Source organism: Citrobacter sp. R-1.5.2, from assembly GCF_035064245.1.
In the GTDB taxonomy this organism is placed as follows: domain Bacteria; phylum Pseudomonadota; class Gammaproteobacteria; order Enterobacterales; family Enterobacteriaceae; genus Citrobacter.
Genome location: NZ_JASEYC010000001.1, coordinates 110,907 through 128,337, shown reverse-complemented (window position 1 = coordinate 128,337; position 17,431 = coordinate 110,907). Strand labels below are relative to the sequence as shown.

Sequence of the window (17,431 nt, the reverse complement as noted above, 5' to 3'; positions counted from 1 at the left end):
ACGAATTAGGGATATCTCAACCGAATATTCTCTTATTTATTCACTGTGTAGACAAGAAAAATGTCCTACGGCGGACCGGTAATTTCTTACCGATCTACCTTTTTTAGTATTTGAAATTTATAAAAAAACAGTTGTAGCAGCATGCTGCGGGTATCAGACAAATCATTACTCTTTACATATGCTGCTGCGATACCCGGTTCAAATCGTAGGCAATGAGAGTAGCAGTGGCATTAGCTCAGCAGTTTTAAAATTTGATCCCTGAACTTCGGCCCCTCTTTCAGGTTGCGCAGTCCGTACTTCACAAATGCCTGCATATAGCCCATTTTCTTACCACAATCGTAGCTATCGCCGGTCATCAACATGGCATCAACAGACTGTTTTTTCGCCAGCTCAGCGATAGCATCCGTAAGCTGAATACGCCCCCACGCACCTGGCTGTGTACGCTCAATTTCCGCCCAAATATCAGCAGAAAGCACATAGCGCCCTGCGGCCATCAGGTCCGAATCAAGGGTTTGCGGCTGATCGGGCTTTTCAATGAATTCAACGATGCGGCTGACCTTACCTTCGTTGTCTAAAGGCTCTTTGGTCTGAATAACGGAATACTCGGAAAGGTCGCCAGCCATACGTTTTGCCAACACCTGACTACGCCCGGTCTCATTAAAGCGGGCCACCATTGCGGCCAGGTTGTAGCGCAGTGGATCCGCACTCGCCGTGTCAAGAATGACGTCAGGTAACACCACCACGAAAGGGTTGTCCCCGATTACCGGGCGTGCACAAAGAATTGAGTGGCCCAGACCAAGCAATTGTGCCTGACGGACGTTCATGATAGTCACACCTGGAGGGCAGATGGACTGCACTTCGGCCAGTAACTGGCGCTTAACACGCTGTTCAAGCAGCGATTCAAGTTCATAAGAGGTGTCGAAGTGGTTCTCAACCGCGTTCTTAGACGCATGTGTTACCAGAACGATTTCTTTGATACCTGCAGCTACAATCTCGTCGACAATGTATTGAATCATCGGCTTATCAACGATCGGTAGCATCTCTTTTGGGATGGCCTTTGTGGCAGGCAACATGTGCATCCCGAGGCCTGCTACCGGAATAACTGCTTTCAAATTAATCATTAAGTCATTCACCTATTCAATAGTTGCTGAATTATAGCTTTTTAGCTTGTTTTAGCCAGTATGAATTACATTGCTCAGTTAGGTCGCATGTTACGCCGCTTATCGGCAGAATGCAGTAATCATAATCTTAGCCGGGTAGGTTTTTAGCCTGGAATGCTCGTAAAATTACCGACCCGGTAGTCGAAAATTCACTGCCGCGACATTCACAACCTGGTGGGTTACGCTGTCAATATCAACCGAGCTTTGTCCTGCTTCATTAACTGCATGAACGTTGGCCAGCGAGAGCAAGGTACCCTGTTTGGCCATAAACTTACCGCGGACATCTTTGCGCAGATCAAAGTGCATCTTTAATGCTGGCCCTGTAGTGGATTGTTGCATCACCTTGATATTTCGCAAGAAAATATGCTGAGGTTTGTTATGCAGCTCCAGCGTCGCGCGCTTCATCTCAACGTTGGTAATGGCCACAAATGAAGTTGCATTACCTGAGGAAATCTGAATACCACGTAATTTATAATCGAGATGTGTGTTATCCAGTTGAATATTATTTAGCTTAAAGTTTTGTGGTATGGACAAATATCGTCCTTTGATCACACCGTAACCAATCAGCATCCCTGCGCTATTTTTCATATTGATATTATCGATCACGAAATTATCACATCCATAAATAGCGACTGTAGCATTATCGATGCCCGCTTTCTTGCTGAAATCCGGGATGATATTTCGCGCGGTGATATTACGAATGATAAAATGTTTGCCGTTCTCGACATGGACCAACTGCCGACAATCCGAGCCCGTTATATTTGCTACCACAAATCTTTTCACCGCCAGTTCGTCTGGGTAGGTGTTGTCGTACGTACTACCTGCCAGCCCAATACCGATACCCCAGTTAACATTTCCGTTCGTACAATTGATGCGTTCTATAACATGGTCTGAAATCACGATGTCACTGTCGTTTATCGCGACATTCCACTCGATGGCATCACCCTGTAAATCACTAAAACGACTGTTGGTTATCCGTACGCCATCCATCTGGTTATGAAACCCCTGACGCAAGATCCCATAATTCGCATGAGTGACGGTAATGTCATCAATGGTAAGATTACGCATCGCTCGCGGCGTTTTCCCACCGATATAAATTTGCGCCACGGGGGCGAAACCGCTCATGGCTATGCCTTTTATCACACAGTCGGAGCCCCGAACATCAAGGGTAATATTTCGCAAGCGCCCCCCCTGCCCCCCTGTCACACGACAGCCATCCTGCAGAATAAATCGCCCACGACTACTGCTACTGACCCCACCTTGCAGATGCAACGTTTTACCTGGCGGGATCACGATTGCGGTATTGATATTTTTGCACTCCAGACCAGCAGGCACGATAACAGTTTGCGCCTCTGAAAACGCCTGGCGGAAGGAAGCCACCCAATCCTGTGGATTGTAATCCTGAATGTTGACGCTACCCGGTGATTCAAGCGCCCGGGCAACGGGAGAATGCAGTACGACAAGCGCAGAACCTGCCGTCAGAAAAGTACGTCGGGAGAGTTTTTTCTCTGGCATACAACCTCGATTTACATCGTTTGCAGCAGACTGGCTAGCTGTTTATTGATCGCCAACTGGTTAAATTCAGCGGCTATTTTTTCGCGGGCGCACGCCACCACCGGCTTCACTTGCTCACTGTCGAGCATACTGATCGTCGCTAATCGTTCCGCCAGGGCCTGAGCATCATTTTCTGGTGCCAGCCAGCCGGACTTTCCAGAGTCCACCAGCTCAGGGATCCCACTGTGCACGGTAGAAACGACCGGTATTCCAACCGCCATGGCTTCCATCAACGCCACCGGGATCCCCTCCATGTCACCATCAATTCCCGTGACGGAGGGCAACAGGAAAACATCCGCCTGCTCAAGCATCTCTTTAACCTGATGGCTGGGTTTAAATCCTGACATTTCAATCACATCATCCAGTTGATATTGCTCGACAAGCGTACGTAACCGACGCTCCCAAGGGCCAATTCCCAGAATGCGATAACGAAATGAGATACCTCGCGCCTTCAACCGGCGGCACGCTTCAATAGCGACATGCAGCCCTTTTTTCTCGGTTAACCGTGCAACGGAGAGAATTTCTAGCGGCGTGCCCGGCGCTTTCACCTCACGAGGTGTAAAACGCGTCATATCAATCCCCATACGCGATACCGCTATTTTATGTGGTGGACATCCCATATTTCGCAAACGTTCGGCCCAGAGATTGCTGATGGGCAACATCAAATCACCGCGCTGAAACAGCTTCTGATATTCGGGGGTATAGCGGGCAAGGATGTCCCGATGCGAAACATCAATACCATGGAAGACAGTGGCTATTTTGCCGCGGATCACGCCGAGTTCACGCAGTTTGGCCGCCGTTACGCCAGCGGGCCCAAAGTGCGCAATAAAGACATCGGCCTGGAATGCGCACGGGGTTGCCGCACAGATCGCGGCTAAAATCAGATTACGCGCCTCATCGCCATAGCGTGGAACATTGAACGCCTTCCAGGTCGCAGTCCGGGTAATGCCCTGTAAAATCGTCAAGGTGCGATATTTCAGCTTTGCCAACCTGCCAGCCGGTTCTTTCAATAACCATCGTGTTTTTTCGCCCAGGCGGTAGTCCACATAGGAAGCATGAGTATTATCAAGATCGCCATGATATAACGCGATAATTTCAACATCATGCCCCATATCGATAAACGCGGTAATCTGATTCAGCACAAAGGTTTCAGAGGACAGCGGAAATTTAAGCAGGAAAAAGCTGACTTTCATTTCCCCTCCTCAATACGCGTTAATACCGATTGCACCATGTGCATACCGTGTTCACGTTCACGCTTAACGGCCTCCTCCACCCTGACATTAAGTTCAGCCAACCGTCCCAGGGTATCGGCAACCCTGCCCTCAAGGCTGCCATCCAACAGATGGTGGATATCAACCGCCATTTCCGCTAATCCCAGTTGCTGCATAATTCCCGCCGATTTGTGCTCATAATTAATGGCTATCGCCGGCGTCATAAAGTTCATCGAGATGATGGCAGAGTGCAGGCGTGTGCCCACCGTCAGGTCACATGCGCCCAATATTTTTCCCATTTCAAGATCGTTTAGTTCATCCATGACCACGTGATAACGGGTCGGATCGTTAACGTACTGGCGCAGGTTCAGTGCAACCATGCGATCATCTTTGTTGTAACTATCAATACCGGTACAGGTTGAGAGCGCCATCACCTGGTAACCTTCGTCAAGGATCCGATTAACCACGCCGGCAAAGGCTCGCTCATAGGCCTGTTGTGTGGTCCCAAGACGCTTATCAAACGGTGCCAGTTCACGTAGTGTAATGGCGACAGTCTTCTGCTTTGCTGCCGTTTGTAACCAGTGCTGTACGGCATAACCCGGTTCAAAGTCATCGTGATGGTTGTCTACCAGCCAGGCGGTATCCACACCCGACTCGACTTTCTCTGTCGTTATTTCACTGCGTTTCATCAGTTCCAGACTGACCGACTCTCGTAAAATTAGCGCATTGCAATGCCCAAAAACGTAATTCGCCAGCTGATTGAACTGTTCATCCTGAAATGGCCCTACGCTGTGACCAATCATGTACAGCGGTTTTTTGGCCATAAATGAACACAGTGCATGCTCAAACTGCGGCACACCATAAAGATCGACAAAAAACGATCCGCCGACCTGGATAATGGCGTCATAACGCGACAACAGACGGACAAAGTCAGTAAACCCCTGAGCAATAGCGATGTTGCGCAGATTTCCGGAATCGGTAACGCGCGAGAGCAGCACCTGATGCTGATAGCGACGACGCAGCACTTTCTTTACGCGCCCCATGACGCCTGCAGCGTTGTTATGCTGCTTCATCTGTGAATACAGCGGATCGCCCATCACCGGTCGGTTTAGTAACCAGGAGGAACTCACCGGATAGCGGCTCATCACATCCACTTCCGTCTCAGGCTGGAGCGTATGAATGGCATCCAGCAAACCGCGCAAAATGGCGCTGTCCCCACGATTTCCGCAGGTGTGGTTGCCCAGAATCAGTAATTTCATCATGACCTCTTAAAATCAGTGCGGATGACGGTTTTCGCGTCTCCGGACGACAACAAACGCAATTCATCCTGCGCGGAACAGGGCTTTCATTTTTTCACCTCGACAGAACTGGCGTTTGATTTCCACCACCAGCGGATCACGCGACAGCACAATCATCACGACAAACGCCAGAGCGCCAGCGGCTATCTGTAGGCTCAGCAACGCACCTAACGGCAATTTATTTTGCAGTGTCATTCCCAGCACGTAACTCACCACCAACGTGGGTAAGGAGAGATAAAACGGTAGCCACAGGCTGAGCATGTACTGCCGATAGCTCGGTCCCAGTACCGGTTTGATCATCACGAAATAGCTCAGGATGGTGTTTATGACCTGTACCAGTAAAAAACCCAGCGTGACGCCAATCACACCCGCCACATTCCCGCCAACCAGGATGGCGGGGATAAACAAAAAGGTTTTGAATATATTGAATTTGAAGCTGATATCGACCCGTGCTTTGGCCATCAGCAGGGAGCCAATCGGATTACCGACTGAGCGCAGCAGACCCACAATACACAGCAGTTGCAGCACCGGAACAATACTGTTCCACTTTTCACCAAACACCAGCGGTACAACGTTATTCGATACCACCATCAGTCCCAGTAGGGCCGGGAAATTGATAATGCCAACAACAGATAGCAACTTGTAAAAATTGACCCGTAGTTTTTCGGTATCGTCCTGAATTTTGGCAAACGCAGGAAACAGTACTCGGGTAATTATCGGATTCAGTTTGATGGGCGGTACAACTGCCACGTTCCAGGCAAGATTGAAGCCTCCCGCTACGCCTGCCCCCAGGGTTCTGGCCAGCACCAGCGTCGAAAGGTTCGTGTTCACGTAATTGATGATGCTGTCCGCCGTCAGCCACGCCCCAAAGCGCAGATTTGACGACACGGATGAAAGCGAAAAACACAGTCCAGGTCGATAAATTTTGCGGCCAAAATAGCCAAACAGCAGCGTGCGTAGCGTACTGTTCACCAGATAGCCAACAATGGCCGTCATGGCGATCGGCCAAAAATGCGCACTAACCACGGTAAAAGTAAAACCGGCCAGTACTGAACTGGTTTCAATCATGCCAATTTTGTTGAAGGCCAGTTCTTTTTGCATCAGCGCACGGAACTGCTGCCCATGCGGGATCACCACAAACGCCAGCGCTAAGGTTTTAACCAGTGGCACCAGCTCAGGGTTATTAAGCACATCGGCTATAGTCTCGCTGAGCGAAAACATAGCAATACAAACGGCGATCCCCAGTCCAACGTTTAACCAGTACAAGGTGGTTAGTTCAAGATAACCTATCTCTTTGCGCTGAATAATCGAGTTGGCGATCCCAAAATCAGACAGCGTATCGGCCAGCGCGATAATCACCAGCGACACGGTTAATAACCCGAACTGATGATTATCAATAATCCGCGCCAGAACCGTCATCTGGATGAGCCCCAGACCGATAATGATTACCGTAGCAATGGCTGACCACTTGGCACCGTTGAGGGTTTTTTCTCGTAAGCTCATATTAATATGCCGCTTTATTGACGAAGCCTTTAAACACCGTCAGAAAAACGATTTTGATATCGAACCACACACTCCATTCACGAATGTATTCGAGGTCAAACTCTACCCGTTTTTCCATTTTTTCCAGCGTATCGGTTTCACCACGCCAGCCGTTGATTTGCGCCCAACCGGTAATACCTGGCTTCACCTTATGGCGTAACATGTACCCTTCTATCAGCTGACGGTACTGTTCGTTATGCGCCACCGCATGTGGACGCGGCCCGACAATAGACATCCCTCCTGTCAGCACATTGATAAACTGTGGTAATTCATCCAGAGACGTCCGCCGCAGGAAGTTACCCACGCGGGTCACACGCGGATCGTTCTGCGTGGCCTGGGTAACTACTGCATCGTTTTCCATTACCTTCATGGAACGAAACTTCCAGACTTTGATCGGTTTCCCGTCCATCCCATAGCGGGTCTGACGAAAAATTACCGGCCCCTTTGAGGTCAGCTTCACCATCAGCGCAATGGCGCATAGCACAGGAGAAATTAGCAGCAGGATTAACGATGCCAGGACGATATCCTCCGCGCGCTTCAGCAGACGATTAATGCCTGAAAGCGGTGTGTCATACAGCGGTACCACAGGAACACCGTTCATCTCTTCAATCCGCGAGTGCAGAATATTGAAGGTAAAGACATCAGGGATCAGGAGCACTGAACAGGTGGTATCAGCCAGTTCGCGTACCAGTTTTTTTACGCGCGCCCCATCGCTCATCGACATAGCGATATAGACGTTATGAATGCGTGAAGCTTTGGCATCATCCACCAGTTGCTGTAGATTTCCCGCCCAATCACGGGCATTTTTCCCCGGTATAGGGTCGTGATAGACACCCGCGACCTCAAATCCCAACCATGGCTCATGGCGAAAGCTTTCCAGCAGTACCTGTCCGGCGGGAAGGTCCCCTGCTACCGCTACCCGGCGCGTGTTATAACCACGATTTCGCAACCATCCCGCCCCGTAGCGAATAAACGCACGGCACAGCACCAGACCAATACTTGACAGCAGATACCATGCCAGCCAAAGAGCAAACCGGTTATCAAAATCGTTATTAAAGGCAATCAGACCCGCGCAAAAAATCAGACTCAGCGTCCAGTTTTGCAGCAGCAGCACCAACTCAGTTGAAATTTTTACCCCGCGCCAGGAGCGGTAGAAATCCGTTATCCCGCCCAGCATCTGAAAAACGACCAGCGTGATTAACGCCACCAGCAGGTGCATATACAGGAAAGGCAAACCGCTCAGTTCGCAGACTATCCATAATCCACCAAACATGATGGTGATATCTGAAAAGCGTTGCACCATCGATATTAACGACGCATTGGTTTTGGCTCGTTCGCGCTTTTTTAGATGTGTCATCGTGGTTCCTGTTAGTCGCCACTTGCCCGTATCGGGCAAGGGAAATACCAGCATTACTGATTTAGCAATGCCAGGAGAGTGCGCGTTCGCACGTTCAGGCGTACATCAGCAATTGACCCGTAACAAATATCAAAAGTGGTAACACAGACTATTTGGCTCACGTTATCTCCTTTTTCAGGCAACAGTTAGCCCGGACCTGATTGCCTCAATAAATAAGTAACAAAGGCCAGACTCTGTTATTTTTATTTCATAAAAGTTCGCAGAGAGTCAGTTAACAGAGATGAATAATAGATTTCTATATATGCTCATGATGTGTGCCAAATCTTACAATATCATCTTCTTCAAGGTAGACTCCAGAACGAACTTCAATCATCTCCAAGGGAACCTTCCCTGGGTTTTCAAGACAATGAACAGTACCCTGAGGAATATATACTGATTGATTTTCACTTAATAACTGGACCTCATCACAGATCGTGACCTTTGCCGTTCCCGCAACAATAATCCAGTGTTCAGCGCGATGATGGTGCATACGTAATGCAAAGCCCTGACCGGGTTTCACGGTTATTCTTTTAACCTGATAACGATCACCTTTATCGATAGAATCATATTTCCCCCAGGGTCTAAAAACCTCCCGATGAATATGATGCTCCGAGCGACCATCCGCCTGAATTTGTGCAACAATTTTTTTTACATCTTGCACATCTGTTTTATTTGCGATTAATACTGCATCTTTAGTTTGGACAACAATCAGATCTTTTACGCCGACGGTTGCCACCAGTCCCGATTCGGCGTAGACATAACTGTTCTCTGTATTATGGTCAATAACATCACCATGATAAACATTACCCTCGTCGTTACGATCGCTGATTTCCCAAAGTGATGACCATGACCCTACATCGCTCCATCCGACGTTCATAGGCAGGACTACAGCGTCCGTGGTTTTCTCCATCACGGCATAGTCGATCGATTCTTCTGGACAATCCTGGAAATCCTCCCGACTGACACGGATAAAATCATTGTCCAGTTCAGCGTTATCCATCGCCAACAAGCAGGCCTGTAAAATATCTGGACGATATTTTTCGAGCTCTTCAAGATAGCGTCGGGCCTGGAATAAAAACATACCGCTATTCCAATAATATTCACCAGCAGAGATATATTTTTCGGCTGTTTCAAGGTCAGGTTTTTCCACAAAAGCATCAACATTGAAAGCAACAGAATCAACTTTTATCTGGGTACTACTGACTTCACCGCGTCGAATATAACCGTACCCTGTTTCCGGTGCATCCGGGACGATACCAAATGTTACCAGCTTGCCATTTTCGGCTAACGGAATGGCTGAGGTCACTGCATCGTGGAAGAACTTATTTTCTTCGATAATATGATCAGCCGCCAGGACCAGCAACAACGGGTTATGATCGGAATTATTGTTGCATGCCGCGATTGCTGCCAGCGCGATTGCGGGTGCAGTATTCCGGGCTTGTGGCTCAAGAATAATATTACCCGTTAGCTTATCAATTTCTTGTAATTGCTCAGCAACAATAAATCGATGCTTTTCATTACATATTACAAGCGGTGGTGAACAATCCAGGCCATCAAGGCGGCAAATTGTCGATTGCAACATAGTGTTTTGCCCATCCAGACACAAGAACTGCTTTGGATATAATGTTCTGGATAATGGCCACAAACGACTACCGGACCCACCTGCGATAATTACCGGATGAATGTTATTATGACTCATAAGTCAACCCTTCAAATGATTAATAAATTGATTTAAGACATTATCTTTTTCAAGTGCAGACTCTGCATATGAACGTGCAATCATATTGTATTCAGGCATAGTGATTGCTTCAGTAATACCCGCCACAAGCATTTCAACTGATTCAGGCTCAATACAGATCGCAATACCGGGATGTTTCTGACAAAGCTGCCCCAGTTCGGTGTGGCGCTCTGCTGTAATCACGGCATTTCCTCCGACCGCCAATATGTTCGTTAACTTCGAAGGAAGGACCGCATCTGCAGCGCCGCGTCTTTGGATGACTAAATGGCAATCTGCTAGCCTTAATAACGCTGGCAGCATTTCATAAGGTTGCAGTGGGTAGAACTTAACATTCGTTAGGGCTCGTTCCTTGACCATTTGTTCCATCCTGGATTTCCCCCCCCCCTGACCCACAATAACGTATATCCATGGTTTATCCTGAGTCTGACTTGCAGCCTCAACGATATTTTCAACGCCTTGTTTCTCACCAATATTGCCAGAATACAAAATCATTTTTTTATCGGTTGGCAAATCAAACTGCTGACGTATTTGCTCTATATCAGCACTATCCACCTTGCTGAATCTTTCCACTTCAGACCAGTTCGGGAAAAAGATAAGTTTTTCTGCAGCAACACCTTTCTCCTGCGCTTTTTGCATCATAGAACGGGAGATCGTGGAAACATTATCCATACTCAACAAACTGCTGCGCTCAAATGCTTTGGCTACTCGCACAATCATTGTGGAGTTTCCGGTTGCCGCCAGTCCCAGCCCCAACATCGCATCAACTTCATAGTCCTGAATATGCAGCACGGTGCGAGAGCCAGACAGTTTTGCCAGCAAACGCATCCCTGGCGTACAGAATAGCGTGGGTACCACGCCGATAATGTACTCAGGCTTCCACCGACACTGAGCCAACAGGGGAAAAAGACTGCTCAGGGCAAAACTGCCCAAATGTAGCAGCCGCTTTAGCGTTGAAGGTTGAGCCGGTACATATAATGGACAGCGCCAGACAGTAGTGACACCCACTTCCCGACGATAACGCCAGGAAGAATAAGGCTCGCCTACTTGCCACTGCGGATAATAAGGAGGGGCCGTGATAACCCGAACTTCATGCCCCTGGCCTGCCATCCATTCCACCATCTCTCCCGTGTATTTACCAATTCCGGTCAACTCGGGCGAGTAATTGATGCCATAAACCAGAATTCTCATATCCCGGGCACCCGATCTTTCGTCGCGGAGTTGAAATATGCCTGCGTATTTTTATGCACATTTCCATCGACAATCAGTTCATCCGATTTAGCCCAACGCCAGGTATCATGCTGTTTTGACGGCAGCATTGATGTACTGGTATTAATTTTCAGTCGAAAACCCAGCACCACATAATGCGTTGTAAACGAAGAACCAGAAAAATTATCATCATAAAAGTGCTGCCAGACACCAAAAAACTCACCGTGTGTAATGGGAAACCGCTGACCTAATTCCTCTTCCGTCAAACGCATAAATGCTTGTTCCAGCGTTTCATCTTTTAATACTCTGCCGCCTGGCACAAACCAATATCCTTGAGCAGGCCTGTTAGTTCTTTTCCCAACTAAAAACTCCCCAAACTCATTCTCAATGATAAAATCCAGAGAGATCAGCGGCGTCGTGCGCACCGCATTAGCGAAGTCTTCTTTATTGAGAAACATTACTCACCCCGATACCGCTGCTGATTATCAAGGAACCAGCGATAAGTATTAACCAGCCCCTGTTCAAGCCCTATTTCATGATGCCATCCGAGTCTTCTCAGGCGGCTCACATCAAGCAGTTTCCGTGGTGTCCCATCAGGTTTAGAAGCATCAAAAATAATTTCACCGCGAAAACCAACAACTTTTGCAATGGCATCGGAAAGTTCACGAATAGTGCAATCTTCACCCGTACCTACGTTGACATGGGAAAGCATTGGCTCTGTATTCTCCTGCCAAACCTCATTGTCTAACTCCATAACATGGATGCTTGCTGCCGCCATATCATCGACATGCAAAAATTCACGCATGGGTTTTCCACTGCCCCAAACTTCAACGTACTTGTCATCACGTTGGGTGGCTTCATGAAAACGACGCAATAGTGCAGGAATCACATGGGAATTATCTTTATGGAAATTGTCGTTAGGTCCATACAGGTTCGTCGGCATCACTGAACGGTAATCCCGACGATGCTGCCGGTTATAGGACTCACACAGTTTTATCCCTGCAATTTTAGCGATGGCATAGGGCTCATTTGTCGGCTCCAGTGATCCCTGCAACAACTCGCTCTCTTTGATGGGTTGCTGCGCAAACTTAGGATAAATACATGATGAGCCTAAAAATAATAACTTCTTAACATTTGAATTATGAGCCGCATGAAGAATATTACTTTCCATCATCATGTTTTCATAAATGAAATCAGATGGATAATTATTATTAGCCATAATCCCACCCACTTTTGCCGCGGCAAGATAAACCTGGTCAATATGTTCACTGGTAAAGAAATCATTAACCGCCGTTGTGTCTAATAAATTGAGCTGCTCACGGTTACGAATGATTAACTCTACATCTTCACGTTGTGCGAGTTGTCGGTAAATAGCAGAGCCCACCATTCCCCGATGTCCCGCGATATAAACACGTTTCTTCTTCATCATCATTAGCTCTCCAGTGCAATAACAACATCGTAACCATGGGACTTCAGCAGTGAATGTTTCTTCGCGGCTTCCAGATCGTGGGCAACCATTTCAGAAACCATCTGTCGCAGCGTGATTTCCGGTTTCCAGCCCAGTTTTTCGTGTGCCTTTGTCGGATCGCCCAACAGCGTTTCCACTTCCGCAGGACGGAAATAGCGCGGGTCGACGGCGATCATCACATCCCCCGGTTTCACCCCTGGTGCATCATGCCCAGTCACCGAAACCACAATGCCTTTTTCATTCACGCCCTCACCTTCAAAACGCAGCTTAATACCGAGTTGGGCTGCGGCCATTTCCACAAACTGACGGACGGAATACTGCACGCCAGTGGCGATCACGAAATCTTCCGGCTGTTCCTGCTGCAACATCATCCACTGCATCCTGACGTAGTCTTTGGCATGTCCCCAGTCACGCAGCGAATCCATGTTGCCGAGGTACAGACAGGACTCCAGTCCCTGGGCGATGTTGGCAATTGCGCGGGTAATTTTGCGAGTGACGAAGGTCTCGCCACGGCGCGGAGATTCATGGTTAAACAGAATGCCGTTACAGGCATACATGCCATAAGATTCACGGTAATTGACGGTGATCCAGTAGGCATACAGTTTGGCGACGGCATAGGGCGATCGCGGGTAGAACGGCGTCGTTTCTTTCTGTGGGATCTCCTGAACCAGACCGTACAGTTCAGAGGTGGAGGCCTGATAGAAACGGGTTTTCTTTTCCAGCCCCAGGAAGCGAATCGCTTCCAGCAAACGCAGCGTGCCGATCCCATCAACATCCGCAGTATATTCTGGCGAATCAAACGACACCGCCACGTGGCTCATTGCGCCCAGGTTATAGACTTCATCCGGCTGAACCTCTTGCAAAATGCGGGTCAGATTAGAGGAGTCCGTCAAATCGCCATAATGCAGATGGAATTTGGGATTACCCGCATGCGGGTCCTGGTAAATATGGTCTACCCGTTCGGTATTAAATGACGAGGCCCGGCGCTTAATGCCATGAACTTCATAACCTTTTTCCAGCAGAAACTCTGCCAGGTAAGAACCATCCTGCCCGGTTACGCCAGTAATGAGAGCGACTTTTGACATGTTATTACCTCTTAAAATTTCCCTTCAGGGAGTAACGTTCTCGACGCGTTTACGCGTAACTACTGCGGGGTTACCCCGACATATGGCATTGGCCGGCAACGATTTAAAAACGCTGCTGCGTGCACCCACGACGGTGCCGTCGCCAATCGTCACGCCAGGCGCGACAAAAACATCTGTCGCCAGCCAGCATTTCTCGCCAATCACAATTGGCGTGGCGTAAATATCAAAGTGTTGGCTGGCATAATCATGACTCCCTGTGCATAAATAACTTCTCTGCGAAATAACCGTATGAGCCCCAATCGTAATATTACCCAGCGTATATAAAACCGCGTCATCACCCACCCAGGCGTAATCACCCAGTGTCAATTTCCACGGATAAGTAATTTTTACTGAAGGCCGAATAACTACGTTTTTTCCTATTTTCGCGCCAAATATTCTTAATAAAAAAGCCCGCCAGCGGTACATAACTTGTGGTGACCAGTGAAATAATGTTGCTTGTACCGCCCACCATAATTGCACTTTAATAACACCGCCGCCGCGAAAACCTTTCGGCACCGTGAAGCCTTCTAAATTCTGCATAGTGTATCCTTACGTTTTACCATATAAGTGTTTTGCCTTACCGGTTGTGCGCAGGCGTATATATTCAGAAAATCCGGCCCAAAAGCCCGGCACGCGCAATATTTGTCGCTGGACTCTTTTAGCATCCCGACACAATTCCAGATTATTCGTAGTCGATACGCCGCCCATGGAAAACTCCGACACTAAACCAGTCAGTTTTTTAAAAGCGAACCCCGATTTGTATAATTTTGCTGCCAGCGCATAATCCGATGATATTTTATATTGCAAATCATAATGCCAGGTTTGCAGGCCTGTCAGCGGGAAAAATATTGCCTGATGACTGGCTGGCAAACTGTGATAGATGTACCAACCGGGTTTAGCCCGGCGCGTCATTTTTTTACCATTACCAAAGTCCAGCAATGCATCGCCAATCACCATCGTTTTATCACTCTGCGTTTTTAACTGGCGGATAAAATGCGCAGAATCAGCGTGCAGAATATCTCCAGAGTTGAGAAAGAGTGCAAAACGCCCGCGCGCCATAGCTATCCCTTTATTCATTGCGTCGTAGAGACCGTTATCAGGCTCGCTGACAAAACGTAACTGGTGCTCTCCATTGAGATTCTCCAGGAACGCTGGCGTACCGTCTGTAGACCCCCCATCGATAACAATCCACTCAAAACTGATATCGCTCGTCTGCGCAAGATGTGCCAGTGACGCGTGGGTTTTGACGATCCCGTCCAGATTGCGAAAAGCGACGGTGATAATACTCAGCAGCATGTAAATTACCTCGCGATATTCAGCGCCTTGCGCAAAATAAACGGACATACGATTAAAAAAGCGTATTCCGGACTAAATACTGAACCGGTGAAAAACAACGACAACGGTGTAAAAAGATAAAGTTGCACCCGATAATTCTGATTATCACCAAATGCATTCATCATCATCTTCGTTACTTTCCCCATGTACCACAGGGATAATATTACGGCGAACCACGAAAAATAGATAATTAACAGATACAAACCATTGTCTATCGTTTTACCTACATCTGCACCGTTAAAGATTCCGAATGATGCAACATATTCATAAAGTGAGCCAAATCGCACTACACCATCGATATTCAGTAATGAATACCCAACCATGACCAACGGCCCGACTATACGATAATACGAAGAAGAACCTTCCGTACCTAAATCACCAAGACGCGTCGCAATGTAGGGGAAGGCAAATATCACGCCCACCATAAACACACTCAGTGAGATAATCGCCAAGGGTAACTTCTTTTTTATCGCATCCTTATTCAGATACTGAAACGTCCACTCCAGCAGGTAAAACAATATAAATGTCATTACCCCAGAAAACGATCCTGACAATACCACCCCTGTCAGAATCATAGCATCGGTCCTGGGCGTTTTGATACCAAACTGTTTGATGCTGAGCCAAATTGAGATTAACGCCAGAGCGAAAAATGCGGGTTCAAAATAGAGTGCAGTGGTACGTTTTCCACCAAATTTAATAAAGTTCAGAACATAGCTATTGCTGTAAATAAGATATTTCGAAATAGCTTCCATTATACTGCTGCCACCACTGAGAATGATCTGTACCATTTCAACGGCAGCCAGACCGACCACTAACCCCACCGCCAGCCAGAATAAACGTAAAATTTTAGGATAGTTATGTGGTGAAATGGTTTTGAAGCGAATACTCCACACCATGCCAATAATGATCACGGTATAGATAAACAACATGGCAGATGTTACATACTTGCTGGCATCCAGCGATTGGCCAAACAGGTAGTTAAACACCGTCAGGGCCCCGCCTACACCCAACGCAATCAACAACTTTTTAATATTGATACGGTCGACGAACAGCAGTAGCAACAGCGGTAAAAAAGTGACAACGGTGACAGGGAAACTTTCACCCAGTTGCGCAAGCTTGACGTTAACCAGCAGATAAAGCAGCGGCAACACCAGATAGCTACAGACCCTGATAGTACGAGACATATTCCTCCAGCATCTGTTGTCCGCTGTATGCTGTCCGACTCTGCTGGCTAAAGGTTGCCAGCGTGGTGCCAAATACCGCCTGTGCAATTTCTGATTTTTTAAGTTGTACCAGACGCAGAACATCCGCTTCACTGAACGTTTTACCGCCTGATTTTGCCAGCACTTCCTGTGCCGCCTCGCTGTGCGTGGCGATAACCGGTACACCGATAGAAAGCGCTTCGCATAAAATTAACGGGTAGTTATCAACCCGTGAACTGAACACCAGCCCATCCATCTGATTTAGCGCCCCCATCAAGGTTCGTTTGTCACTTTCAAACCCATGGTTGATGACGTTTGCTCCGGCAAACGGGGAAAACTTACCGAATGTATGCAGCTCTATTTTGTCCCCGAGCGCGATAAGCGCCTGAACCAGTTGCTGGCTGGTTTTACCGTCATAGCGCAAATCGTGGGCTACCACGGCAATTTTCGGTCTGCCCGGCGGTTCATACTGAACTGGCAAGTCAGCAAGAATCGCTTCTGTCGCCACATCAATACCGTTATTGATGATGTGACAACGCCCGGCACCGTACAGACTGTTAAATGCTTCCGCCACATGTTGACTGGGCGAGATAAACTGGCAGCCAAGCGCCAACATCATGCGAAACATTTGACGTTTGCCAGGCAGTTGCTGGTGTGCTTTATCAACGCTAACCGGGGGATAGTTGCTTAACGTTGGGCATTTCTGGCAGCCCGTTTTCCAGCCTTCGCAACCATCGGTAAAGGCGCAGCGTCCGGTAACACTCCAGTGATCGTGCAGCGTCCAGACAAAGGTGATATCGGGCTTATGTGCCTTCACCTTTTGGCAAAACGCCACCACCTCTTCGAGATTCAGCCAGTAACTGTGCAGCACATGGAAATGCAGAACCAGCGGGCCCGCAGTGCGGGTGATTGTGCGGTACATACTGTCGAGGTTGCCAAACAGATCGCGGTTTGCGAGGCGAAACAGCGCAATATTCGCCGCCGACGTTAAACGCGGCGCATGTTTAATCACGTGTGGATAATTCCCGTGACTGGCGCTTTTCTTGCCTCCTTTGCCATAACCGTATACAAACCGCGACGACCACCCTTTTTCCTGCGCGCGCAGGTGTAAATCCAGCGCGACCCCGGCTGCCCCGCCTTCGGCAAGCCGAACATTAAATTGCAGAATATTCATTGCATTACCTTCGCTCTCACATG

15 protein-coding genes are annotated in these 17,431 nt (G+C 48.1%); all 15 read right to left on the bottom strand.

What is annotated here, in order from left to right:
* Window positions 1-230 precede the first annotated feature (230 nt).
* Complete coding sequence (gene galF, locus QMN38_RS00530) at window positions 231-1,121, bottom strand: GalU regulator GalF (protein WP_323604212.1); 891 nt, start codon at window positions 1,119-1,121, stop codon at window positions 231-233.
* A 165-nt stretch (window positions 1,122-1,286) separates the two neighbouring features.
* On the bottom strand, window positions 1,287-2,675 hold the full coding sequence (gene wcaM / locus QMN38_RS00525) for a colanic acid biosynthesis protein WcaM (RefSeq protein WP_323604210.1): 1,389 nt from the start codon (window positions 2,673-2,675) through the stop codon (window positions 1,287-1,289).
* Between the two features lie 11 nt (window positions 2,676-2,686).
* The gene (wcaL, locus tag QMN38_RS00520) at window positions 2,687-3,907 is read right to left on the bottom strand and encodes a colanic acid biosynthesis glycosyltransferase WcaL (protein ID WP_323604209.1); all 1,221 of its coding nucleotides are present in this window, start codon (window positions 3,905-3,907) and stop codon (window positions 2,687-2,689) included.
* Entirely contained in the window at window positions 3,904-5,184 is a 1,281-nt protein-coding gene (gene wcaK, locus QMN38_RS00515) for a colanic acid biosynthesis pyruvyl transferase WcaK (protein ID WP_323604571.1), read from the bottom strand. The genes wcaL and wcaK overlap by 4 nt, the downstream gene beginning before the upstream one ends.
* A 63-nt stretch (window positions 5,185-5,247) precedes the next feature.
* Window positions 5,248-6,726, bottom strand: coding sequence for an MOP flippase family protein (locus tag QMN38_RS00510; protein WP_323604207.1), 1,479 nt, complete (start codon window positions 6,724-6,726; stop codon window positions 5,248-5,250).
* A gap of 1 nt (window position 6,727) precedes the next feature.
* Complete coding sequence (gene wcaJ, locus QMN38_RS00505; protein WP_323604205.1) at window positions 6,728-8,122, bottom strand: undecaprenyl-phosphate glucose phosphotransferase; 1,395 nt, start codon at window positions 8,120-8,122, stop codon at window positions 6,728-6,730.
* Between the two features lie 295 nt (window positions 8,123-8,417).
* Window positions 8,418-9,860: a mannose-1-phosphate guanyltransferase gene (cpsB, locus tag QMN38_RS00500; protein ID WP_323604203.1), complete on the bottom strand. Its 1,443-nt coding sequence runs from the start codon at window positions 9,858-9,860 to the stop codon at window positions 8,418-8,420.
* A 3-nt stretch (window positions 9,861-9,863) separates the two neighbouring features.
* Window positions 9,864-11,087 (bottom strand): WcaI family glycosyltransferase, encoded by a 1,224-nt coding sequence (locus QMN38_RS00495; protein ID WP_323604201.1) that lies wholly within the window; start codon window positions 11,085-11,087, stop codon window positions 9,864-9,866.
* The gene (locus QMN38_RS00490; RefSeq protein ID WP_271455092.1) at window positions 11,084-11,563 is read right to left on the bottom strand and encodes a GDP-mannose mannosyl hydrolase; all 480 of its coding nucleotides are present in this window, start codon (window positions 11,561-11,563) and stop codon (window positions 11,084-11,086) included. Before QMN38_RS00490 ends, QMN38_RS00495 begins: the two co-directional genes overlap by 4 nt.
* The gene (fcl, locus tag QMN38_RS00485) at window positions 11,563-12,531 is read right to left on the bottom strand and encodes a GDP-L-fucose synthase (protein WP_323604570.1); all 969 of its coding nucleotides are present in this window, start codon (window positions 12,529-12,531) and stop codon (window positions 11,563-11,565) included. The genes QMN38_RS00490 and fcl overlap by 1 nt, the downstream gene beginning before the upstream one ends.
* A 5-nt stretch (window positions 12,532-12,536) precedes the next feature.
* A complete protein-coding gene (gene gmd / locus QMN38_RS00480) occupies window positions 12,537-13,658 on the bottom strand; it encodes a GDP-mannose 4,6-dehydratase (RefSeq protein WP_271442409.1) in 1,122 nt (373 codons plus the stop codon).
* A gap of 24 nt (window positions 13,659-13,682) precedes the next feature.
* Window positions 13,683-14,237: a colanic acid biosynthesis acetyltransferase WcaF gene (gene wcaF / locus QMN38_RS00475; protein WP_323604197.1), complete on the bottom strand. Its 555-nt coding sequence runs from the start codon at window positions 14,235-14,237 to the stop codon at window positions 13,683-13,685.
* Between the two features lie 9 nt (window positions 14,238-14,246).
* Window positions 14,247-14,993, bottom strand: coding sequence for a colanic acid biosynthesis glycosyltransferase WcaE (wcaE, locus tag QMN38_RS00470; RefSeq protein ID WP_323604196.1), 747 nt, complete (start codon window positions 14,991-14,993; stop codon window positions 14,247-14,249).
* A 5-nt stretch (window positions 14,994-14,998) separates the two neighbouring features.
* Window positions 14,999-16,216, bottom strand: a complete 1,218-nt coding sequence (gene wcaD, locus QMN38_RS00465) for a colanic acid polymerase WcaD (protein WP_323604193.1) — start codon at window positions 16,214-16,216, stop codon at window positions 14,999-15,001.
* A complete protein-coding gene (wcaC, locus tag QMN38_RS00460; protein WP_271450337.1) occupies window positions 16,191-17,408 on the bottom strand; it encodes a colanic acid biosynthesis glycosyltransferase WcaC in 1,218 nt (405 codons plus the stop codon). Before wcaC ends, wcaD begins: the two co-directional genes overlap by 26 nt.
* Window positions 17,409-17,431 lie beyond the last annotated feature (23 nt).

Coding starts and splice junctions, on each gene's coding strand:
- QMN38_RS00490 (WP_271455092.1), bottom strand. CDS start 11,563: ATGTTTCTCAATAAAGAAGACTTCGCTAATGCGGTGCGCACGACGCCG.
- wcaM (WP_323604210.1), bottom strand. CDS start 2,675: ATGCCAGAGAAAAAACTCTCCCGACGTACTTTTCTGACGGCAGGTTCT.
- wcaL (WP_323604209.1), bottom strand. CDS start 3,907: ATGAAAGTCAGCTTTTTCCTGCTTAAATTTCCGCTGTCCTCTGAAACC.
- gmd (WP_271442409.1), bottom strand. CDS start 13,658: ATGTCAAAAGTCGCTCTCATTACTGGCGTAACCGGGCAGGATGGTTCT.
- wcaD (WP_323604193.1), bottom strand. CDS start 16,216: ATGTCTCGTACTATCAGGGTCTGTAGCTATCTGGTGTTGCCGCTGCTT.
- galF (WP_323604212.1), bottom strand. CDS start 1,121: ATGATTAATTTGAAAGCAGTTATTCCGGTAGCAGGCCTCGGGATGCAC.
- wcaK (WP_323604571.1), bottom strand. CDS start 5,184: ATGAAATTACTGATTCTGGGCAACCACACCTGCGGAAATCGTGGGGAC.
- wcaJ (WP_323604205.1), bottom strand. CDS start 8,122: ATGACACATCTAAAAAAGCGCGAACGAGCCAAAACCAATGCGTCGTTA.
- wcaE (WP_323604196.1), bottom strand. CDS start 14,993: ATGCTGCTGAGTATTATCACCGTCGCTTTTCGCAATCTGGACGGGATC.
- wcaF (WP_323604197.1), bottom strand. CDS start 14,237: ATGCAGAATTTAGAAGGCTTCACGGTGCCGAAAGGTTTTCGCGGCGGC.
- fcl (WP_323604570.1), bottom strand. CDS start 12,531: ATGAAGAAGAAACGTGTTTATATCGCGGGACATCGGGGAATGGTGGGC.
- QMN38_RS00510 (WP_323604207.1), bottom strand. CDS start 6,726: ATGAGCTTACGAGAAAAAACCCTCAACGGTGCCAAGTGGTCAGCCATT.
- wcaC (WP_271450337.1), bottom strand. CDS start 17,408: ATGAATATTCTGCAATTTAATGTTCGGCTTGCCGAAGGCGGGGCAGCC.
- cpsB (WP_323604203.1), bottom strand. CDS start 9,860: ATGAGTCATAATAACATTCATCCGGTAATTATCGCAGGTGGGTCCGGT.
- QMN38_RS00495 (WP_323604201.1), bottom strand. CDS start 11,087: ATGAGAATTCTGGTTTATGGCATCAATTACTCGCCCGAGTTGACCGGA.